Genomic DNA, 21831 nt, shown 5'->3' on the forward strand with positions numbered 1-21831 from the left:
ATTGAATACAAAACGAGCACAACCGAATGTTTTGGCAATGAGGATTTCCTGTTGTTTGGTTGGATAAATCCGAAATTTATATGCTTTATGGACGAACATCGCTTTCACCTCGCTTTCTGATTTTGGATATACTGTCGTATTTGCGCTTCGGTGTGTTCACTTACGGTTGCAACAAAATAAGAAGGATTCCACAAATTCCCTCCCCCCAATTTCTCTTTTAGTTGGGGGAACTCTTTAAACAGCAACCTTGCACTCACACCTTTTAATGCTTTGATGATATTCGGAATAGAGTGTTGTGGCGTGCAGTCAATCAATAGATGGACATGGTCGCCATCACTTTCTACTTGTAAAATCGTAAAACCATGTTCTTCCGCAATTTGATGCAAGATTTCTTTTAGCCTTGTATCGATGTCGCCAATCAACACCTTGTGACGATATTTCACACACCATACCATATGATATTGAATGGAGTACACATATCCTCTGCCACGTTTCACTTCCGACATGTGGTTCACCTCAATGATAGGATAACATATGTCAGAGGATTTTTGGACTCATTTTAAATACGAGTATTTTAAATCAAATCATATATTGATATATGTCGAGTATTCAAACAAAAAACCTAGCCGAGAATTTTAGAATACCCTTCTTCTGGGTAAGCCCAAGACTCCATATGCACTTTAAACAATTCAAGCGCAAGCCCAATGAGGTGAAACATCGTAATCACTTTTAGTTCATCTCGCGTTTCTAGCCCCGTACGCACCATCCACCATTGCATCAAAAGGTAAATAATGAGCAGCCAATCATATCGCGGTAAGAAAGGAAGCGACACCATTTTTGTTACGGCTAACGAGGCAAAAATGACAACGGGAAACAAGCAAGATAACGCTTGTTCCCAACCAAAATGAACGAGTTGAATGAACGCTCTCATCTCTTTTGCCTCCCGTTACACTTCGTCATCGCTTCGATATTCTAAAATATCTCCCGGTTGGCATTCTAATGCTTTACAAATGGCATCTAACGTCGACAACCGAATCGCTTTTGCTTTACCGTTTTTTAAGATTGATAAATTCGCCATCGTTATTCCTACTTTTTCTGACAGCTCGGTCACGCTCATTTTCCTTTTCGCCAACATGACATCTAGATTCACAATAATCGCCATGTGATTCACCTCAAACGGTTAAGTCATTTTCCGACTTGATCTCGATTGCCTTTTGTAAAAGCTTCTGCAGCACTGCGGCAAAAACCGCGACGACCATCGCCCCAAACACAACCATCAATCCGATGATGATAATCCCTGGGGCGTCATCTAAATCAGCAGTAAGATAAAAAAACGGCATACCTGCGATATACAACAAACTAATGGCAGTTGCACAATTTTTTATATACTTTAACGCTTTTACTGATAAATCGGAAAACCCTTCGTTTTTGTCAATATAAGTTAAAATGTTGAACGCTTGATACAACGCAAAGAAAAACGGAATCGCGGTAACATAAAAAAAGATCGTGATCGGATAGCGCAAATACGCTAATTCCGGCAACCACTCGGCATAAAAGTTAGGAAACTTCGGCAAGACAAATACACATAACATAACAACGGGAGCACCGATAATAAAAATAGCGCTTTTTAAAAAAAGTGTCTCTCGTTTCACAACAAGCACCTCACTTCGATCATTTCCATTCCATTTTAATACGTTGTTTATCGTTTTACAATAAATAATTATTGTTTTAGTTTATTTTTTTGTTTTAAAACATAAAAAGCATTCCTCTTTTTGAGAAATGCTTATTTCCATTACTTTGGCGCGAAGGTGCACGAGAAACCCTTTTGTATGCAAGACACGACTTTAGTCGTTAGAAGATTCCGTTATTCAATCGAGCAAAAAAACTTCCGAAATAGCCCTATGTGTCTCCTAAATGCTTTAAAATGTGTGATGATTTTCTGCTAGCGGTAATAATACTTTAAAAATCCTATATGTTGTAAAGATAAAAACTCATTCATTTCACTTCGCAGAATACCAAAACTAGCACTTCAATGTGTATTCTTTAATTATAGCAACAATTTCGTTAAAGGAATATCGATGGTTCACTACATCAACAACAAATTCAATTGCCTCATCTTGTGGCATCACAAGTCGATAGTCGTTGTATTTCAAAAATTGAATAAGAGCAACAAAAGCTGTTCGTTTGTTTGCGTTATGGAAACAATGGTTTTTTGCCAAAGACTCGAACAATGCGGCTACTTTTTCAAAAATAGTGGGGTAAGCATCTTCACCAAACACGCTTTGTTGTGGACGATACACGGCAGATTCCAATAATGATTGTTCTTTTACACCTTTCATTTCACGAGGCGAGTATTTCTCAATAATGAAGAAGTTTATCGCAATGATTTCCTCCACTGTTAAATACCTCACCGATCAACAAGCCCCTTAATCGTTTCGTCATACTCCTCGAGCGTTTCATTTAACACGTCAAAAAAGTCTTTCGAAATGCCTTTTGGCAAGTTCACTTTGTTACTTTTCTTTATCACAATTTGGTTATCTTTAAACTCCATCTGTACTTCGTCACCTTGATGGATATCAAGCTTTTGAAGGAATTCCACAGGAAAAGTAACTCCTAGTGAGTTTCCTATTTTCAACACTTTCCGATCGGCATGTAGCATATGGCTCACCTCTTCGTTACAATTGTTATAACAATTATAACATAAAACAACCGTTCAAACTAGTTGGACAATATACAAATTTTCCATCAACAGCACGCACTTCCATCCCAACCTATCAATCATCATGACATTGCTATAGAAAAAATCCGTCATAACCTTTCCCTCTTTCTCATACAATTGAACCTCCCACGGCTGAAGCCACGAGATTCCTGCGCTGTCACTTCTAATGATGAGTATGATTTTATTTTTATCGATTGCCCGCCAAATTTAAATTACATTACGCAAAATGCCTTGTACGCAAGCGATTACTATTTAATTCCCGCGATTCCTGATCGTCTCTCTTCATATGGTATTTCAGCAATTAAAAATAAAGTAGATGAATTAAACGAAAGATTTCAATCGAGTTCAAAAGAATATAGCGATACAAAACTCATTGGCATCGTCCTCAATTTCATTCGAGAGTACGGAAACCAACCAAAACATACACAAACGAATATGATCAATACATTAAAACATACCCTTTCACCTGATATGATATTTAACAACTATTTACCATACGGTGATGCCATCACAAAAGCATCTGCGCTCAGCTATCCTGTATTTGCCGTTACTTCAGATCGGATTACAAATGAATATGAAATTACAAAAGAGAGACACGAAACAAATATTAATTGAATCAATTGTATCTCATTGCAGCTTTCCTGAACTATATGCTCAAATGGCAAATAGAAAATCGCAAAAGCAAATGAGCGAACAGATATAACAGCTGTTCGCCCATGTTTGATACCGCAACATCATTCCGACAACATCGCTCGTTTCATTGCATCGTATGAAAGTGGACCGACATGTTTGCTTCGAATGACCCCTTTTTCATCGATAATATACGAAGTCGGAATGGTGATAACTTTATATGTTTTACTAACTGTTCCTTTCTCATCAAGCATGATATCAAACGTCAATCCTTTTTTGTTCACGAACATTTCGACGACGTGACGATTTTTTTCTTTATTCGTCAAATTGACCGCTACAATCGCGACATGTTGTCCATACTGCTCATAAAATCGTTGCATCTCTGGCATTTCCGCGCGGCACGGAGGACACCATGATGCCCAGAAATTTAAAACTACTTTTTTTCCTCGAAACTGAGACAGCTTCATTTTTTCGCCCTGCAATGTCATCAACTCGAAATCAGGGGCAATCTCTCCTACATCAATTCCAATGTTCGAACTCGATTGCTGTGAAGTTGTTTCTTTTGTCATATCCGATATAGATGAGAAGATGAAGAAGAGAATATGGAACGAAACAAGCAGTTGCCATAGCTTTCTCGTCGTTTTTATACGTGAAGAGACGATGAAAAAAACAGCAGCGACGACAGCTTGTAGCCAAATGAAGCGATTTTCTGGAAATCCACTTCCCTTCCATACGAGAAATACAATCCAATATCCAAAATATATCGGGCTAGCTACACGTATATAAGCATCGAACGGAATTTGTTGTTTTTTCAACTGCCAATATGTATACACGACAATGAATACCCCAGCTAAAACAAGTCCAACAACGCCACCGTTAAAATAAAGAAGCGTTAACGGATTTGCTAGCACCATGTTCGGATGTACAATGCCGTAGCTTAATTTCCATATGATCAAACCATACAAGGAACTATTAAAAATCATATCCATCATGCGTCGATCTGCTTTTAAAACGAACACACCATAATAAAAAAACAAATATGTCATAACTAGACTTGCTACAAGCAACAAATTTTCTCCTTGAATCATTTCTTCCTCCTTCACTGACAACGTTTCCCTATAAAAAGCGCTTTTTTATATCCTCTGTCGGAACAAAGCAACAATTCGCCTTTCCGAACCAACGATACCTATTTTTCGCGATCCAATCATATATTCGATCGCGAATAGGAAAAGGAATAAGAATAAACCAATATAAGTACTTCCAAAACCCTTGCAAATGTTTGCATACACGTAACGCTGCAGTAGATTTAACATAGTATGTAGATTCATCGATGAATACAAAACTATCGAGTTGTTGAGGAATATGATATTTCTTAAGCAACGCTTGACCTGCTTCACTTTGCAACGAAGCAAAACGAAAATAAGCTTTTTCGTCTCTTTCAATAATAAACCGAACCGTTGCACTACAAAAATGACAAACGCCATCAAACAATATGATGTGCATGACCGACCAATCCTTCCCCTTCGGTTCATCTGACCTCTTCATTATAGCTCACCTATGCAACAAAAGAAAAACGTGAAGTCCGTCAACTTCACGTTTTCCATATTATATCCAAAAATTATCCGTACATCGTCCACATCCCGATATCATAAAAACCAAGTCTTTTATAAATACGGCCCGCATTCGGATTGTCATAAAACAAGCATAACGTTTTTTCAGCGCGAACGTAATCTTGAATGACGCGCTTCATGATTTCGCTTGCATATCCTTTGTGGCGACGATTCGGATCTGTACACACGCCGACAACCATCGCAGATAGCGTATTTTCCGCAGTTGTTGCAACAGACGACACCATGCGACCATCTTCCTCGATATAGTACACACGCCCTGTATTTGTTTCTAACGATTTGACAAGCATATCTCGCGATGACGGCAGTACCGAAAACTCCGTGATGCGGCGACGCAGTCCAAGTATGCGATCGACATCATCGATCGTTGCTTGCTTAATTTCATAACGATTTTGCTCTTCTGGAAATGTGATTTCGTTACATTCACAAAAATACGTGACTCGCTTTTTTCCGAGTGATAAAAGGGGTTCAAATTTTGCAACAAGCTCCGTTTTCCCCGAAAGACGAACAGGATGAGAAGCGTTTCGCATCACTTCCGCAAATCCGTCAATATCAAAATCCCCCGGAGCATAAGGAATATACGAATCATAAAATCGCAACAATACGGCTCTCAGTCTACCATTCTCATCAAAATCGCCCCACAGCTCTTGAAATTCCTGCTCATAACCGAACGCTTCAATATCACCAATAATAAAAAGATTCAATGAAGGCTCCTGCTTTAAAAAAGAAAACACAACATCATGATCTGCTTCGCCCAATTTACGAATCATCCCCATCCCCCTTGCCGATACATGTTCAAAAATACATGTGCCTTCCACGAACGATCGCAATAACAATGATTACGATGTGCTTTTTGTGCTAGCGCTTGTTTTCGTTGAACACTTTTTCTAAAAGAATGTATCGTATGTCATCATGAAGCGTTTCATACTTTGGATCGTTCAAATCTTCTTTCGCGACCCAAGCGAACTCGGAATGTTCATCGTTTAATGTGAGAGAAGAAATATCATCATTTTTTGGTTTGACGAGATACGTAAAAACAACGCAATATATATCTTCATCTCCACTTTTGCTTTTTAAGTTCCGAACAGACAGCTCTTCTAACAATTCTACATCTAAATTAATTTCCTCTTTCGCTTCTCGAAACAAACCTTGCAATTTCTTCATATTTAATTTTTCCTGCCGGAACGTTCCATACATTCGGAGCTACCTTACAATGCTCTGCGCGTTTCGTTAAAAGGACTTTTTCATCGTGCCATACAATGACTTCAACAGAAATTCGATAATTCGGATACATGCAATTTTTCCTCCACATTATTGAAAGGTAAAGTTCGTTACTTTTTTACAAGAGGTAGCTACTAATAATAAACTTAAAAATAGTTCAATATTTCACGTGGCGCAAAGTTTTCGAGTTTCTTCAACTGTGCTTTACTCCACCACTTTAAATCCATAAACGTATTTTTCTCTTTTTCAGTCATGTTCTCCATAGAAAATACAGTATTAGATTGAGTCGTTATCTTATAGTAAATCTCACGGCTTATAAAAGAACCGTTTTTTCCTTCAATGAGTATATCAATGTCAAATAATGGATCACCATGAATGTCAACAGCAATGTTAAGTTCTTCACGCAATTCTCTTTTTAAAGCTTCGATTGGAGTTTCATTTTCCTTGACGCCACCGCCAGGCGTTACCCATAACACGACGTTTCCTACGACATCCGAAAATTCAAATTTTTGAAGAAGAATTTCATGACATTCATTGACGATTACTGCTCTAGCGCATTTGCGTATTCGCATCATGTTTCTCTTTTTATTTTTGTTACGCAGTAAATCCATAATTAATGTATACGCCGATATGCTTTCCGACATTGTCGGCAATACTTCACTTTCTGAAATGTTGAACGATCTTCTGGATGTAAAACTTTAAACGCCTCTAACTCTCCGTCGGCAAACGCTCTTTGATTGCGATCAACATAAAAATCCAGTAGCTTTCCACCACATTTTGGACAATAGTCCCGTTCTCTCCGTATAACATAAATCAGTCCAAATGCACTTATTGTCATAATAAAAAGCAGGAATGAAAAAATTAATCCTCAACTAAAATGACTACCCTTATCTTACACAAAAACGAAGAAAAACAATGTCGAATTTTGTCACAAAAGCAAAAAAAGACAGAAGTTTTCTCCACTTCTGTCTCAATTTATTGTCAACAAAGTCAAACGAAGACTGTTGCCCACGCTTTTATTGCTGTTTCTCCAAAAATTCTATTCGGTTGTGAAACGGATCGTGAAAGGAGAAGCGAGTCACACCTGGAATGGTTTTTTCGTCTTGTGTCAATACTCCCTTTTCTTCCAAGTAGCGCCGCACTGCTTCGATATTTTCCACTTCAAACGCCGGATGGCTTTTGCTTCGATATCCTTCGCGGTTTTCAACACCGATATGCAATTCAATATCGCCAATTTTATACCAAAGCCCGCCGTTTGCTTTCAGCGTTTCCGGTTTTTCAATTTCGGTAAAACCGAGCACGCCCGTATAAAAAGCCCGCACTTCGTCCTCTGCACCGATTGGGATGCAAATTTGTATATGATCGAGCCGTTTGATAACAATGTTCATGCTGCTTCTCCTCTCTATCTTCTTTTCAACATTCTAAGGGTGGCTCAATATTTCCCTTCCTCTCTCTTTCTACTCTCCGTCATTTGCTTCCAAACAGATCCTTTCGCCTCTTCGCCACCTTCGATTCGTTCGATGGCCATTTTTACTTGCATGCTTACTTCAAATTCCGGATCGTTTTCGGCCGCTTTTAAAGCAGGCAGGACGGTTTCATCTCCATTTTCATATAAAAACATCGCTGCACGCCAGCGAACTAACTTGCTTGCATCTTTTAGTGCTTCGACCATAACAGGGATCGATTCAACGTCACCAATGTCAGATAAACAGTCACCAGCGGTACGCCGCACAGAAACGGCTGGATCTTTTAGTGCTTCATACAAATACGGAAGTACGCTTTTTCCACCAATCATTCCTAAGTAAGCAGTCGCTAAACGGCGAATCGCCACTTTCTCATCTTTTAACGCCTTTGCCAATACGGACAAATCGTTTTCCGTCGGCTCTACCATCTGTTCCAACGCTGCATATCGTTTCGTCCAATCTGGATCATCTAGCATTTGTTCGGTCACTTGAACGCTTGTTCGTTTTTGCGTTTTCGACTGCTCGCCTTGTTTAAACATGTGTACAAATCGCTCGAGCCGTTCTGGCGGATAAGCAGCAGACAACTCCTCGACAATTTCAGCGCCGATTTCTTCAAATGTTCCGTACCGAACGCCCTTTTCGACCCATTTCCGCTCCACGACAATATTCCCCGCATGTTTTTGCGCTTCTAGCACCGCATCGACAAACGGTTGCGGCAACCCCACTCGTCTCTCTTCGTGACCGTCCGTTAACTTCACTTGCATTGGTAAGCCATAAAGCATTTGCACATACACTTTTACTTCGCCGAAATGATCGGTGTGCACTGCCCTATTTTCTTGAAGCTGTTCCACCTGTTCACCAAACACTTCGCGAACCTTTGTTAAGATCGGTTTCCAATCATATTTCGCATGCCGTTCCACAGCTAAAAAGTCAGCGACATGGTAAATGCCTTTCACCCCTTCGATTTTCAATAACTGCTTAATGATTTCAGGAGCTTGTTCAGCCTGCGTTGGCTTATAGTTGTAGCTTGTTCCGAATGGAAGCTCTTCATCAAGCAACACTTTCATCGTATTGGGGCTTGGTGTCGGTTCAATTGATCGAATCTTCATCCGCTTCTCTCCTATTCACGATAACATCACGATAACATTCCAATATATTCATACGCCAAAAAATCATATAACTTTATTGAAAAGGAAGAAACAAAGAAAAGCAAACATTTCGCTGAATGAAAATGTGACAAGCATAAGCAAAAACGGATAGAGGCATAGAACAAATCATAGGCAAACGGTTAACAAATGCGGTTCATTTATTTGTTCGAACCACCAACAACAAAACACACTCGCCACGATCGCGACATTGACATTGCTTTCTCGAGCGATGAACGATTATTAGACTATCGCAACAATTGACAAATAGGCGGTGCGAACATGCACCGCCTAAGCTATTCCTCAAGCTTTTTCATCTCTCCTAATCTTCTTTCCACTCGTCTAAAAAAACAGAAATGCGCTGTGGATGAGAAATGGTAAAAATTTAAAACAGCATATCACTTCAGCTTCTCAATCTCCTCCAAAGACAACTCCGTCAGTTCATGAATCGTCTGTACATCGTAGCCTTTCGCTAGCATCTTTTTTGCAATCTGGCGTTTTTCTTGTTGCAACCCTCGTTCTACGCCTTCTTTCAAGCCTTTTTCTAACGCTTTTTTCTCATATGAAATAATTAACTCCAGCACTTTCTCCTTTTCTTTCGTTTCCATTTCATTCACCTCGTTTCGCAATTGTTGTTCTTCCTCATCCGACAGCTTCACATATGTTTCAAAAAAGCCGATTAACAATCGCTGCTTTGCTTCGTCTAATTCCATTCGTACGATCATGCGTAAAAACTGCTTTTTTAGTTCTACCCGTTCACTTTCAGTATACCCCATTTTACTTAACAACGCAGCGGCAATTGGGTTGTCGTGGCGAATGTAATCACGCCAGTTTTGTTTGCGTAACTCAACAGTAAGAAATTAAAAATGAAGCACATCGAAAAAAGGAAATTGGAGCGTAAACGATGAAGGCTCATGTCGAAGAGAATCATAGCTAAATACCGCAATCGGCAACATGCGCTTTCGGTATTTTTCAAACAAGCGGCTAAAGTAAATAAACATTCGTTCGGGAAACGATGGCTGCACGTAGCTTTGATTTTCGATATGGACGATAATAAGGCTATCCTCCCCTTTCAACTTCGTCTCAACAAGCAAATCGACGCGATACTTCTCCCCCGCCGTCACATCCGTAAACAGCTCCTCCGATAAAAACGACACGTGCTGAAAGTCGATATGCTCATGCACATGCGGGAAAAAGAGAAGAAGAAACTCTTCAAAAAATGTTGTAATCAACTCTTTAAACAACCGATCATGGTCAATGGACATATATACACCTCGCTTTCTGTTTTGTTGTGTATTTTCGATAAAAGCGAGGAGATTCCTGCTTTGGGAATGAAAAAAACAGAGAGGCGTGGCTCTCTGTTTTGGTGAAAATTCGATAACCTTTAGGCGTACAAAACTTCTTTCTATTTTACTGATTTAACTCTGAATAATCAGCGCATAAGTAAAAAAATTGTTCCAATAACAGAAAATATAGTGGTAATTAAACTCTACAGATAGGGCAGTAGCGAAAAAGTAAAAAGAGTTACGGAGGGTACACATGTCTATCAAAATTTTATTAGAAGACTGGGAAGATGACTGGAAAGAGACGCTCAAAAGTGAGAACCTCAATAGCTTTTTTAGTTGCGAAATGTATATGATTGTTCATAACGGTATTGAGCAAATGACGATCAATATTGCAACGCTTTACGGCACAGCTTTGTTAAGTATAGCTGCTAGTGTGATAGATATGATCGCTAATAAAGAGAATAAAACATTCCGTATCTCCGGCTTTGGTTCTGCCTATGATTACTTTTTCATCGTGAAAGGACGCGAAATCAAAATTGAAGCTGTAAATGTTACAAATGATCGTGTAGAGTTCTTTCTTTTTTATGATAAAACGAAATTCGCTCATGATTTTGTAAAAGCATTGAAAAAACATTTACAACAAATTACTCAAATGAACAATCGAATTAGAGAACAAGAAACATATAAGCTTCTAGAACAAAAACTGCACGCTCTCAACGCTATGATTTAGAGTTATTACTTCGAGGCGTGACAGACACTGTATCAAAAGAAATGGTTACATGGATGTAAGGGCAAAACTAGATGGGAAGAGTGTGACGGTTACTTTTATACATAATCAAACCATAAATAGCAAATAAAATGGTCAAGAATAAGAAAATTGTTAAAGTCATTGTTGAAAATTCAAGTTCATGTACACCATTTTCACCTGTTGCGAAATACTCTGTAGTATCTAATATAAAGTGAAACGCAATAGCAGGTAAAATGCTTTTGTTTCGAAGAACCAAAGCTGTATAGGCTATTCCTGCGGCTGTTGTCCAAAGGGCTTGAAATATACCGAATTTTATATCTCCGCCAACTAAAATATTCCCTAAATGAATAAGACCAAAAATGATAGAAGGTACAAAAAGCGTGATTTTTGTACCAAAGCGAAGGAAGCCTTTTATCAATACCCCCCTAAATACAATTTCTTCGTTTATCGCTACGCACAACGCCGAAATCATTAAAACGAAAATGCTTGAAAATCCATTTACATTAAAGCCAAGAATAATCAAAATGTAAATTGGAAGAACGAGCGGCGGTATCCATAATAACCATTCTTTTTTGGATACAGGCTTAGTTAAACCATTACCTTTCATGTCTCCTGACCAATAAACAAGTGCAACCGAAGTGGTAGCGAAAAGCATTTGGATAAGCCAACCAAGTTCTTTTATGATATCGATGTCTGGTTGAAACAATTTAATTAAGCTCACTACCCCCAAACCTACAATTCGCGATGCAATCAAAATAAAGATCGCAAATAGTATCGGATGATTCCTAAAAAAGTTTTTCATTTCTTATTCCCCCTATTGTAGATAGTTACTTATAGGTTATCAATTTTATTAAAACCTATAAAATATATGGTAAATTTTAATAAAGTTGTTTATCAGTCCACGTCGTTTAAGCGACATGTACTCGGATGGGGTGTAACCCCACACCCGCTATCCCATTGGCGAACGCCTTTGGGAATACTTTTCTCATGATGTTGTATGCTCCATTGACATCTGCGTGGATGAGCGTTCCGTTTTCAGATTGAAACAGTCCACGCTTGATTCGTTTTCCTTTGTATTGTTTTTGTTTCTTCATTTCTTCCATGTCTAAAAAACTGCATTTGGATGTATAGCTTTCTTCTGTCACGATGACACGAATCCCATGCTGTTTTGCTTTGTACTGCAACTGATGAAGAAACGTTTGATACGGAATGTGAACGAACGCTTGATTTGTGCGCTTTCTGAGATTAAATTCACGCTTCCAATCTTTATTCATCCCCACTACAATCGTATCGCAGTTCAAAGACAACGCATGTTTCATGACAAAGGCACTCGCTTGGTGCATAAAGTTTTCCACGATGCGGTTTCGTTTTTCTGTCATTTTGCTCATTCGTTTTGTCCAATCAAGTCCATTCATCTGTTTCGCTACTTTGCGATAGTGGCTCATCTGTTTGTTGTAGTATTGATTGACGGATTTTAGACCTTTACCATTGATGACGATCGGTTGTTTGTCCACATTGTTAACAATGGTTGCGAAGTTATCTAAACCTAAATCAATACTGATGTATCTGTTGTTATCCTGTTTTTGCGCTGGAACACGGATTTTGTAAACGACTTCGACGATGATATGGCGGTGTTTAGGAATAAATCGGACTTGTTGAAGCTTCCCTTTCATGTTTGTCCTTAACCGAAACCCTTGAAAACAGGCAGGAAACGTCATATGATCATCGACGACTTTGCATGATTGATTCATTAGCACAAGTACATACCGTCCGTCTTTTTTGAGATATTTGGGCGGTTTCGGTCTGCCTGTATATTTTTCTTTGTTTTTTGCCCAATCTTTCATCGAAATGACTTCCAATTTTGATGCAACATTCTTAACGTTTGTTGGGCGGATTGAGCCATTGGCATCGCCCGATAGTCTGCATCCATCCCTTCTGTTTTAAGCAGCTTGTCTAGCTCGTTGTAAGAAAGATACGTGCCGTATTGGAAAAACGTTTGCCTCACTTGATAGTTGGCGAAGTTGTACAAATTTTTTGATCGAAAACAATACTCGTCGAGCATCGGATAATAGGGATGAGCGGCGCAAATCATATGCCTTTCCACTCGATTCACCATCATGATGGTTGTTCCCCTCACTTTATGGATGATATTTCGAGCAACCGCCCTTTCCGAAATTTTAAGAAGCCTATCTCTGAACTTCATAAAGTTGTACTTGATTTTTTCATAACATGCTCTATTTATATTTCCAAGAGAAAACTATTTTTTTGCATATAATAGGCGTGATGAATTCACTTTTCTTGCGTCATAATTTGTTTGTTCGGATCAGATGACGGACGAAGGCGACAGCTATCAATAATTGGGAAGTAATTACGCAAAAACTTCCCTTCTGCACGCGCCGTTAACGCAATCGAGCTGCGTCGCGATAAAAAACACTGGACTTAAAACATGATCACTTGAAGCCACGCTCATATGACTGCTTGTATGCTCTCCACGAAGTGCCTATTCGTGGTAAATGTCTCGCCCGTTCGCTTGAGTATACGTACACAAATCCTGCCTTTTTTCCATCTACATCTGTCACAAATACTCGCTCATAATCATTACGTTTTCCCTCCCCATAATATCCTTCAAGCCGATCCATCGCCTGTAGTCCTTTTTCGTTTACCGTCAACCATTCGCCTTCTACTGGAGGGGCAGATGAATCGAGCACTAAAGCTGGATACAAGTCGGCAACGCTATGAAGCCAACCGCATACAGCACCTGTTTCTATATGTGTGACGTACGGAGCAACAACATGATGATTTTGCTCTCCTTGAAGCAATGTCCCGTACACAAACACTTGAAATAACGTCACGTTTTCTCCTCCTAACATTCGACGATATTATAAATATATCCCTTTCCTTTTTTCATGCACATGACCATAAAAAACTTACCGTCTTCACTGTTGACAAGATAATCGACGTAACAGCGTACACAATGATCTGAAACAAAGGAAGGAGTGGAAAACTCGTTACCTCGATTTAAAATAAAGATTTAATAACAATGCCTTCTTTTTTTAACGCTTCAAAAATTTTTTTAGCAAATGTTAACGCGTGTACCCCATCACCGTGAATACAAATCGTATCTGCCTTGATTTCCACATCAGTTCCTTGTTGTGACCGCAATTTTCCCTCTTTTACCATTCGAATCACTTGCTGTATAGCTTCTTGTTCGTCATGAATTAAGGCGTTAGGTTTATGTCGTGGTGTTAACGAACCATCCTGCTCATATGTCCGATCAGCAAACACTTCATTTGCTGTTTTTAAGCCTATACGATCTCCCGCCTTAATTAGTTCACTTCCTGCTAATCCAAACAATACTAATGATGGATCAATGTCATACACTGCTTTTGCAATCGCTTCTGAAAGTGCACAGTCTTTTGCAGCCATGTTGTACAAAGCTCCGTGCGGTTTCACATGTTGCATCTTTCCACCAGCAGCCTTTACAAAACCATATAACGCCCCCACTTGATAAACGACGAGATCATACACTTCTTCCGGAGTAATTGCCATATTTCTTCTTCCAAATCCAATTAAATCAGGCAACCCCGGGTGTGCACCAATACTCACCCCCTTTTCAAACGCCAACTGAACCGTCTTTCGCATCGTAGATGGATCTCCCGCATGAAACCCGCAAGCAATATTCGCTGATGTCACGTAATTCAAAATCTCCTCATCGTTTCCCATTCGATATACTCCAAAACTTTCTCCCATATCACAATTCAGATCGATGCGGTACATCTTTATCCTCCCATTTTCGACATCATTACTTTTTCGCATTGCTTCATGCTAAGCTCATGTTGAATATATAATCGTTGCGCTTCCTCAAATGAAATGTCGTGAAATACAATCTGCTCTCCTGGTTTGGTTTGTGCTAAAATGGGTAAATCAACGGCAATGACTTGCGCGATTTTCGGATACCCTCCTGTCGTTTGACGATCTGCCATTAATATAATTGGCTTTCCTTCGTTCGGCACTTGAATTGTGCCGAACGTAACCGCTTCCGAAACCATTTCTGCTGAATGTTTTCTTTGAAGCAAAGGTCCTTCTAAACGATAACCCATTCGATTCGATTGAGGGGTGACTTCATATGGTTGAGTGAAAAAACGTTTTTGGCTTTGTGTCGTAAAATGAGCAAATTGTGCCCCCTGAATGACGCGAATCGTTTTTGGAGATTTATAAAAATATGCACGAAACTGAAATGAAATTCCCCAACTCATCGTTATAAAAGGAAGGGATGTTTTTTTCTTATGTAATCGCAACAGCTCAAACTTTCGCCTCGATTCTCGAAGTAAAAGCACATCGTCTTTTTGTAACGCTCTTCCTTGAAAACCACCGATACGTGCAAGTAAATACGTTGATTGACTGTTCATTATCTTAGGAATATGAAAACCTCCAGACACAGCTAAATATGCTCGACATCCTGCACGACAATGACCGATCGTAAGTATACTCCCCTGTTTAACGAAAACAGGGCGCCATAGGGGCACTTCTTGCCCATCGATGCTCGCTTCAAACTCCCCGCCACATATCGCAACTAATGCATCTTCCTCAAAAGAAAGCGTTGGACCAATGAATGTCATCTCGAGCGTGCCTTCGGATTCCTCATTTCCGACAAGAATGTTAGCGATACGATGCGCAAATTGATCCATAGCGCCGCCCACAGTGACGCCATCCTTTTGAAAACCGAATCGACCTAAATCTTGAACCGTCGTTAGTAAACCACTACGAATCACACGAATACTCATTGTTCTCCTCCTGAAGCTGCTTATATTCTTCCCGCGTTATCGGTTGAAAGCGAACGCGATCCCCAACTTGTAATAAACTTGGTTGAGGATGGTGGGGGCGGAACAATTGGAGCGGTGTTCTCCCGATGAGTTGCCACCCCCCTGGGCTTTCAATCGGATATATTCCTGTTTGCATACCGGCGATGCCCACAGAACCTGCTGGAATACGCAATCGTGGCGATTGTTTTCGCGGCGTAGCAATCCTTTCTGACATACCACCTAAATAAGCAAATCCAGGCGCAAATCCAATCATATGCACAACGTAATGACCGTTCGTATGAATATTCACTACTTCTTCAAGTGTCAATTCATTTTTTTTAGCCACTTCTTCTAAATCAGGTCCAAACTCCCCTCCATAACAAACCGGAATCACAACTTCATTTCCTTGAGGAATATGGGTGGATTGTAGTGACGAAAGAACATTTTTTAATACGGTACAAACTCTTTCAAAAGGAAGAACCTCGATATGCGTTTTTCGGTTTAGATTCTTTACAAACTGGATCGGATCATAATAGACGGTAACCGTTGTATAAGCAGGAACAACTTCAATAATTCCTTCTATATGATGATCTGTAAAATAATTAATAAATTGACGAACTCGTCGATGAATGTCGTAATTAATTTGGTCGCCAAACTTAATAATTAGCGCATTCTCACTAAGCGGTATAAACTCATAATTCAACATTTTTTCCCCCAATAAAACCAAGTGCTTTTGAAATTTGTTCTGCAGCATACTTTAATTTTGGAACTAATTGTTGAATGTAAGAAGGCTGAAAGCGATTTTCCGGTCCGACGACACTTAATTCTGCTACAACCTTTCCTTCGTGATTAAAAATCTGAACAGCAACAGCAGAAGAATAGTCGGCTAATTCCGAATGACTCACCGTATATCCTTTTTTCTTTGCCTCATTTATCACAGTCTTTAATTGCTCACGATCAACAATCGTTTTTGAGGCAATTGGGATCAACTTGACACGATCAATATATTTCTTTTGCTCTTCACTTGGCATGAAAGCAAGTAACACGCGTGGACAAGCTCCAGCATAAAGAGGTGCCCTTCTTCCTACCCTTGTATACACTCGAATCGGCTCTGACGTTTCTACTTTTTCTACATAAATTGCCTCATCACCATCCTTAACAACTAAGTTCACTGCTTCATTCGTTTCTTCTTTTAATTTCTTCATAATCGGCAGTGCTACTTTTCGAACATCCAATCGCTCTGCAACTAAACATCCCAACTGCAATAAGGACAATCCAAGCTCATAGGCTTCCTCATCTTTTTTTAAAAAGCCGCTTATCTCCAACGACTGAACCATTCGAAAAACCGTTGTTTTTGGCAGTTTCATCAACTTTACCATTTCTTGTAGTGTCAACCATTCATATGTCATAAACAACTGCAATAGTTCGAGCGTTTTGATCACTGTTTTGTTCATAAAACATCTCCCTTTGTTCCGAATAACGGAATTTATATTCCGAATTTTCATATTTAAAATAATTATGTTTCTATACAGAAGCAAAATCAATAAAATTGTCTTTAAATTCAAAAATTTAAAAAATACTTATAATAAAAACATTCTCAAATAAAAAACGCTCAAGACACACCTGAGCGTTTCCTTAAATTATTCTTTTATCTCTTTTCCAACTATCTTCACTGGTATTTCTTCGTCCCCACGTTTTTGCTCTTTGTTCTACAGGCAACAGGCACAACACAAAATATCATTTTAGCTTCTCAATCTCTTTCAAAGGCAACTCCGTCAGTTCATGGATTGTCTGTACGTCGTAGCCTTTCGCGAGCATCTTTTTCGCGATCTGGCGTTTTTCTTGCTGCAGACCTTGTTGTAATCCTTGTTGTAACCCCTCGTTCCACTCCTTCTTTCAAGCCTTTTTCTAACGCTTTTTTCTCATATGAAATAATTAACTCTAACACTTGTTCTTTTTCTTTCGTTTCCATTTCATTCACCTCGTTTCGCAACTGTTGTTCTTCCTCATCCGACAGGTTCACATATGTTTCAAAAAAGCCGATTAATAATCGCTGCTTTGCTTCGTCTAATTCCATGCGCACAATCATTCGTAAAAACTGCTTCTTTAACTCTATTCGTTCACTTTCAGTATACCCCATTTTGCTTAACAACGCAGCGGCGATTGGGTTGTCGTGGCGAATGTAATCACGCCAGTTTTGTTTGCGCAACTCAACAGTAAGAAATCGAAATTGAAGCACATCGAAAAATGGAAATTGGAGCGTAAACGAGGAGGGCTCATTGCGAAGAGAGTCGTAGCTAAATACCGCAATCGGCAACATGCGCTTTCGGTATTTTTCAAACAAGCGGCTAAAGTAAATAAACATCCGTTCGGGAAACAATGGCTGCACGTAGCTTTGGTTTTCGATATGGACGATAATGAAGCTATCCTCTCCTTTCAAATTCGTCTGAACAAGCAGACCGACGCGATACTTCTCCCCTGCCGGCACATCGGTGAACAATTCCTCTGACAAAAACGACATGTGCTGAAAGTCAATATGCTCATGCACATGCGGGAAAAAGAGAAGAAGAAACTCTTCAAAAAACGTCGTAATCAGCTCCTTAAACAACCGATCATGGTCAACCGCCATATATGCACCTCGCTTTCTGTTTTGTTGCATATTTTCGACAAAAGTAGCGATGTTAAATGGAAAAGCAGAGAGAAAAACTATCACTCTCTGCTTCTACAAATCTCGACAATCCTTGGGGAATAACGGCATCGTACAATTACAAAGAAAGCCTTTCCTTAATTTTTGATACGATCAGTTCTTCCCGAGCTTTTAGAAAATCTCTGTAATTAGATGCTTCCCACAAAGTTTCATCGGCAGGTATTAAATGCCTGCGTAAATAAGCGTCTTTATCACTCACGTCATTCTTTATCCATTGAATTAAAGGTTTTCCGCTTTTCACAAATCTATTTGTCACGTTATCAAGTAGTTGATAATTTCCCACACGATTTATCTCGTATTCATCGTACCCATAAGATTTCAAGATATTCACAGGATGTATATGGTCTATATCATTCTCGCGAATATTCGGTAGTTCGTCATAAATCATATGGAACACAATCTCTTTGTCAAATTCGTTTAAATGGGCAGTATGAATTTCGTAAAAACGCAATGGATGATCCCTGTATATCTTAAACAACTCATCTGCAGGAAAATCTTTTAGTTTATGCTCTCTAACAACATTAGATATTTTTCGAACCCCTGTTTTATAAGGAATCCATCCACACCCTCTGCTAAATACGCCGTTTAATAAAGATTTGTACAACCACTCACGCATTTTTTTGAAATCACCATTATTTGTATCGAAAGTATCGAACATTTTTTCATCTAGCGGTTGCTCCAATGGAGTTCTATAAAAAATATTATAAGCGATGAAATACAAAGGGATAAAAGATCGGTTTTTCTCTTTTAAATAATAGTTATAAAGTCCAGCTGCTTTCAAAAAGTTCTTTAACAGCTTGATTGTTTGTTGTATTCTTGAAAAATGCTTAGTCGCAAATTCGGCATCTTCTATACTAATCTCGGTCATTTGCTTCATTGGCGTATCACGCAAAACGAACAGCAAATTAATTAACGTATCTTGTGTTAAACCAATGTCATCGTTTTCTTTTAAAATACCATCTAAAAATCTTTCCATTTTCCAGTCGAAACCTTTCAGAATGGAAGCCACTAAATCGTATGAAGATAGTTTTGTTCCACCATCGTTTAGTCTTCTAAATAGTTCGACCACTCTCTGCCGATTTTCGTTCAAATTTAAGGATTTATTGACCGTAATTTTTGACACGCCGATATTCGTAGCAGAAAAAATATTTTTATAAAACACTCGTACATTTCGAAATACATGGTTCTTTTCCGTTTCATCCACTATATTTTTCAAGCGTATAATCTCATCCGCTACTTGATCCTCATCTTGTGTTTCCTTCAACCTTTTAAAAAGATCCTTTGCACTATACCACATATGTTCTTTAATTCCTGCTTTTTCCCGATCGTATTTAGGTAATTTAGACTCGTCATTTTCAAATTTAAACGAGTATTCTAAGTTAGCAAAATCACTAAACAAATCAAAATACATTTGCCGCCCTTCATAGCTACCAAGCAAACCAATGTAAAAAGTTTGCAGCCTTTGCTGACCATCTATCACAAGCATATGACCTTTATTTAAAAGTTCCCGCTGTACTGAATCAAGAGGCTGACCATCTTTCGAAAAAGGTCGGAATGCAAAAAGCGGTTCAGATCCTTTTTCTTCCTCAATACAAATAATCCCTCCAAAAGAATTCCCTTTTAACAAAGTATCAAATAGCAGTTCCATTTTTTCTTCATTCCAAACCATCCTTCTTTGGATCACAGGTAATACAAACTCTTCATCTGAAATTTTTTTCACAACATCTGATACCCTAAAGGCTTCCCAATTAGCCATGAATTCCTACTCTCCTTCCTCTTCTATAGCATGTTCCCCCATATGGAATATATGAGCCATTCTAAAAAAATTGCCATTATTTTCGTGAAACTTTACTTACTTTCAAAAGCATTTGCAATGGGAAAAGATAAATTTTCTTTAGTCTATCACCCAATAAAGAGTTTCTCCATTCCGTGGATGTATTTGGTAAGTAAAAAATACACAATATGGCGGTGAATTTTTGCACAACCTTGCCTCAGGCATGACAGCCACAGCATCAAAAAAACTGTCGAGCTTGGGTTGCTTGTACCCATTGTACAACTTCTTCTTTAAGCATGTCATAACCAATTATATTTAGCTCATCGTCACTTAAAGAAGGAAAAAGTCTATAAAATTTTCCTCTTCTCCCCTTAGTTTCGAGTGGATCTTCTTTCGTACCTGAAAAAACACAGAGTACATGATTTACAGCAGAGCGCTCTCTTAAGTCTTGATTAGCATTTTCTCTTAAATATATAAGATATTTCGGTATTTGCCAAGCTGTGCTTCTGTACTCGAGTAACTGTTTGGAAGATACAAATCTCTCAACTTCCTATGTTTACATTCAATTATTAGAGAGCCCATAAATTCCTCATCTTTTTCATTTTTTTGTAGTAACCCACTCGAATATCAGGACAAACAACGCCACTACGATCATCTACCCAAAATGCTTCTCCTTGTTTTTCTGCAATTTCGATAATAGTTACTTGTTTCTCATACCAAATTTCAATAAACGATGTTTCATTTTCCAATACAAAGAATTCCCCGTCATCAAATGCACCAATAAATTCGCGTTTTGGTGTAAACTGATCTTGTAAATTTGTTTTCAGAGTATAACCGATTTCTTTAAATATTCTAATAACATTGAATAAAACATATAACTCGAATAACTGCCATGTTGGTTTTAAGACAGGCACAAGAGTATTCCCTTTATTTTCCAAACCTCTAAGTTTTATCTGTCCTTTCTCAAACAGATCTATGAAAAGATGAGCGGTATAATCTTTTATAACCGGACGCTTTGTTCCTCGTTCAATGAACCGGTAGTCTGTTTGCGTTAATACATATGAAAATTGGTAATATACTCTTTGGGCGATGTTAATAGACATATACAAATATTGTGCAAATTTCTCTGATTCTTTTTCTTTCGAGATAAATCTGTTATACGAGTCTGATAAGCTTCTTTTACTGATAAAGCAATATTACGTCGCTTCTTTATTTGCATTTTCCTCTTGCAGCAACTGTTCTAGTTTTGCAATATTATTTTTTTGTTCATTGTATTTCTGTTGCATTTGACGCACAGCTTCTTTAATTAACGAAGCCCATGAAACCATAGTGTTTTTAACCCATCGATTCTCAGCTGTATTAATATCTAATTCTTTTTGTTTGTTTAGGTAAAAAATCATTGGATGGTTTCCCTTATTCACAGAAATACCTTTTGTTGTGTATTGCCAACGTGTAGTTTTATGATCCTGCTTTCTTATCATCGGTTGTTCTAGGTATGTTGTTTTAGTATAACCTTTTACATTTCGGCACAATTGCATTAACAATTGATATATTAAATCTTCATGTCTTTTTAGCCATTTTGTATAAATAAAATACCATTCTGTGCGTTCATCTAAAAAATGATCAATCGATTGAGAATGATTAGAAAACACTAAATCGTAACACAAACTGTCTAGTTCCTATTTTAGGAAATTATGAATACGTGTAA

27 protein-coding genes and 3 pseudogenes are annotated in these 21831 nt (G+C 38.5%); 2 read left to right on the top strand and 28 right to left on the bottom strand.

Annotated features, from left to right (window positions below; all coding sequences use genetic code 11):
• The 7 genes and pseudogenes from HNR63_RS08125 to HNR63_RS08155 all read right to left on the bottom strand — a co-directional run.
• The coding region (locus HNR63_RS08125) for a helix-turn-helix domain-containing protein (RefSeq protein ID WP_181520408.1) at positions 1-99 on the bottom strand (99 nt) is incomplete at its 3' end.
• Positions 100-104: 5 nt separating this feature from the next.
• A complete protein-coding gene (gene tnpA / locus HNR63_RS08130; protein ID WP_181520409.1) occupies positions 105-506 on the bottom strand; it encodes an IS200/IS605 family transposase in 402 nt (133 codons plus the stop codon).
• Positions 507-625: 119 nt separating this feature from the next.
• Positions 626-931, bottom strand: a pseudogene (locus tag HNR63_RS08135) (DUF817 family protein); the annotation flags it as partial.
• A gap of 15 nt (positions 932-946) precedes the next feature.
• On the bottom strand, positions 947-1162 hold the full coding sequence (locus tag HNR63_RS08140; RefSeq protein ID WP_181520410.1) for a helix-turn-helix domain-containing protein: 216 nt from the start codon (positions 1160-1162) through the stop codon (positions 947-949).
• Positions 1163-1172: 10 nt separating this feature from the next.
• Complete coding sequence (locus HNR63_RS08145) at positions 1173-1592, bottom strand: DUF2975 domain-containing protein (protein ID WP_220127470.1); 420 nt, start codon at positions 1590-1592, stop codon at positions 1173-1175.
• 429 nt (positions 1593-2021) lie between these two features.
• Complete coding sequence (locus HNR63_RS08150; RefSeq protein ID WP_181520412.1) at positions 2022-2411, bottom strand: type II toxin-antitoxin system death-on-curing family toxin; 390 nt, start codon at positions 2409-2411, stop codon at positions 2022-2024.
• On the bottom strand, positions 2408-2659 hold the full coding sequence (locus HNR63_RS08155) for an AbrB/MazE/SpoVT family DNA-binding domain-containing protein (RefSeq protein WP_181520413.1): 252 nt from the start codon (positions 2657-2659) through the stop codon (positions 2408-2410). The genes HNR63_RS08150 and HNR63_RS08155 overlap by 4 nt, the downstream gene beginning before the upstream one ends.
• Positions 2660-2836: 177 nt before the next feature.
• On the opposite strand from HNR63_RS08155, the gene HNR63_RS08160 reads away from it, so the two are divergent.
• The gene (locus HNR63_RS08160) at positions 2837-3334 is read left to right on the top strand and encodes a ParA family protein (RefSeq protein ID WP_281363187.1); all 498 of its coding nucleotides are present in this window, start codon (positions 2837-2839) and stop codon (positions 3332-3334) included.
• A gap of 119 nt (positions 3335-3453) precedes the next feature.
• On the opposite strand, the gene HNR63_RS08165 is transcribed toward HNR63_RS08160, so the two are convergent.
• The 9 genes and pseudogenes from HNR63_RS08165 to HNR63_RS08200 all read right to left on the bottom strand — a co-directional run bounded on the left by HNR63_RS08165 (position 3454) and on the right by HNR63_RS08200 (position 10071).
• Positions 3454-4437, bottom strand: coding sequence for a peroxiredoxin family protein (locus HNR63_RS08165; protein WP_181520414.1), 984 nt, complete (start codon positions 4435-4437; stop codon positions 3454-3456).
• A 28-nt stretch (positions 4438-4465) separates the two neighbouring features.
• Positions 4466-4894: a thiol-disulfide oxidoreductase DCC family protein gene (locus HNR63_RS08170; protein ID WP_181520415.1), complete on the bottom strand. Its 429-nt coding sequence runs from the start codon at positions 4892-4894 to the stop codon at positions 4466-4468.
• 73 nt (positions 4895-4967) lie between these two features.
• Complete coding sequence (locus HNR63_RS08175) at positions 4968-5747, bottom strand: GNAT family N-acetyltransferase (RefSeq protein WP_181520416.1); 780 nt, start codon at positions 5745-5747, stop codon at positions 4968-4970.
• Between the two features lie 88 nt (positions 5748-5835).
• The gene (locus HNR63_RS08180) at positions 5836-6141 is read right to left on the bottom strand and encodes an NUDIX domain-containing protein (protein ID WP_255350580.1); all 306 of its coding nucleotides are present in this window, start codon (positions 6139-6141) and stop codon (positions 5836-5838) included.
• Positions 6095-6271 carry an NUDIX hydrolase gene (locus tag HNR63_RS13930; RefSeq protein ID WP_255350581.1) on the bottom strand — a complete coding sequence of 59 codons (177 nt, stop codon included), beginning with the start codon at positions 6269-6271 and terminating at the stop codon, positions 6095-6097. Before HNR63_RS13930 ends, HNR63_RS08180 begins: the two co-directional genes overlap by 47 nt.
• A 73-nt stretch (positions 6272-6344) precedes the next feature.
• Positions 6345-6770, bottom strand: coding sequence for an NUDIX domain-containing protein (locus HNR63_RS08185; RefSeq protein WP_181520527.1), 426 nt, complete (start codon positions 6768-6770; stop codon positions 6345-6347).
• Positions 6771-7214: 444 nt separating this feature from the next.
• Positions 7215-7586 (bottom strand): VOC family protein, encoded by a 372-nt coding sequence (locus HNR63_RS08190; protein ID WP_181520417.1) that lies wholly within the window; start codon positions 7584-7586, stop codon positions 7215-7217.
• 44 nt (positions 7587-7630) lie between these two features.
• Complete coding sequence (locus tag HNR63_RS08195) at positions 7631-8770, bottom strand: conserved virulence factor C family protein (protein WP_181520418.1); 1140 nt, start codon at positions 8768-8770, stop codon at positions 7631-7633.
• A 434-nt stretch (positions 8771-9204) separates the two neighbouring features.
• Positions 9205-10071 (bottom strand): annotated as a pseudogene (locus HNR63_RS08200) (Rpn family recombination-promoting nuclease/putative transposase).
• A gap of 274 nt (positions 10072-10345) precedes the next feature.
• Between HNR63_RS08200 and HNR63_RS08205 the strand changes: the two are divergent.
• A complete protein-coding gene (locus HNR63_RS08205) occupies positions 10346-10822 on the top strand; it encodes a ribonucleoside-triphosphate reductase (RefSeq protein ID WP_181520419.1) in 477 nt (158 codons plus the stop codon).
• Between the two features lie 67 nt (positions 10823-10889).
• Here HNR63_RS08205 and HNR63_RS08210 read toward each other — a convergent pair whose 3' ends face one another.
• The 12 genes and pseudogenes from HNR63_RS08210 to HNR63_RS08260 form a co-directional block, all read right to left on the bottom strand.
• Positions 10890-11642, bottom strand: a complete 753-nt coding sequence (locus HNR63_RS08210) for a CPBP family intramembrane glutamic endopeptidase (protein ID WP_181520420.1) — start codon at positions 11640-11642, stop codon at positions 10890-10892.
• Between the two features lie 106 nt (positions 11643-11748).
• Positions 11749-12684 (bottom strand): RNA-guided endonuclease InsQ/TnpB family protein, encoded by a 936-nt coding sequence (locus HNR63_RS08215; RefSeq protein WP_246316772.1) that lies wholly within the window; start codon positions 12682-12684, stop codon positions 11749-11751.
• Positions 12681-12959 carry a hypothetical protein gene (locus HNR63_RS13880; protein ID WP_246316773.1) on the bottom strand — a complete coding sequence of 93 codons (279 nt, stop codon included), beginning with the start codon at positions 12957-12959 and terminating at the stop codon, positions 12681-12683. The genes HNR63_RS08215 and HNR63_RS13880 overlap by 4 nt, the downstream gene beginning before the upstream one ends.
• Positions 12960-13290: 331 nt before the next feature.
• Positions 13291-13692: a gamma-glutamylcyclotransferase gene (locus tag HNR63_RS08220; RefSeq protein WP_181520421.1), complete on the bottom strand. Its 402-nt coding sequence runs from the start codon at positions 13690-13692 to the stop codon at positions 13291-13293.
• A 166-nt stretch (positions 13693-13858) separates the two neighbouring features.
• Positions 13859-14617 (bottom strand): 5-oxoprolinase subunit PxpA, encoded by a 759-nt coding sequence (gene pxpA, locus HNR63_RS08225; protein WP_181520422.1) that lies wholly within the window; start codon positions 14615-14617, stop codon positions 13859-13861.
• A 2-nt stretch (positions 14618-14619) separates the two neighbouring features.
• Positions 14620-15624, bottom strand: a complete 1005-nt coding sequence (locus HNR63_RS08230) for a 5-oxoprolinase subunit C family protein (RefSeq protein WP_181520423.1) — start codon at positions 15622-15624, stop codon at positions 14620-14622.
• Entirely contained in the window at positions 15602-16348 is a 747-nt protein-coding gene (pxpB, locus tag HNR63_RS08235) for a 5-oxoprolinase subunit PxpB (protein WP_181520424.1), read from the bottom strand. Before pxpB ends, HNR63_RS08230 begins: the two co-directional genes overlap by 23 nt.
• The gene (locus tag HNR63_RS08240; protein ID WP_181520425.1) at positions 16335-17096 is read right to left on the bottom strand and encodes an IclR family transcriptional regulator; all 762 of its coding nucleotides are present in this window, start codon (positions 17094-17096) and stop codon (positions 16335-16337) included. The genes pxpB and HNR63_RS08240 overlap by 14 nt, the downstream gene beginning before the upstream one ends.
• A 283-nt stretch (positions 17097-17379) precedes the next feature.
• Positions 17380-18271, bottom strand: a pseudogene (locus tag HNR63_RS08245) (Rpn family recombination-promoting nuclease/putative transposase).
• Positions 18272-18407: 136 nt separating this feature from the next.
• Positions 18408-20105 (bottom strand): DUF262 domain-containing protein, encoded by a 1698-nt coding sequence (locus HNR63_RS08250; RefSeq protein ID WP_181520426.1) that lies wholly within the window; start codon positions 20103-20105, stop codon positions 18408-18410.
• A gap of 587 nt (positions 20106-20692) precedes the next feature.
• On the bottom strand, positions 20693-21226 hold the full coding sequence (locus HNR63_RS08255) for a hypothetical protein (RefSeq protein ID WP_181520427.1): 534 nt from the start codon (positions 21224-21226) through the stop codon (positions 20693-20695).
• Between the two features lie 93 nt (positions 21227-21319).
• Positions 21320-21790, bottom strand: a complete 471-nt coding sequence (locus HNR63_RS08260) for a DUF2357 domain-containing protein (protein ID WP_181520428.1) — start codon at positions 21788-21790, stop codon at positions 21320-21322.
• Between the last annotated feature and the right edge of the window lie 41 nt (positions 21791-21831).

Source organism: Anoxybacillus ayderensis (assembly GCF_013761015.1).
GTDB lineage: Bacteria > Bacillota > Bacilli > Bacillales > Anoxybacillaceae > Anoxybacillus > Anoxybacillus ayderensis.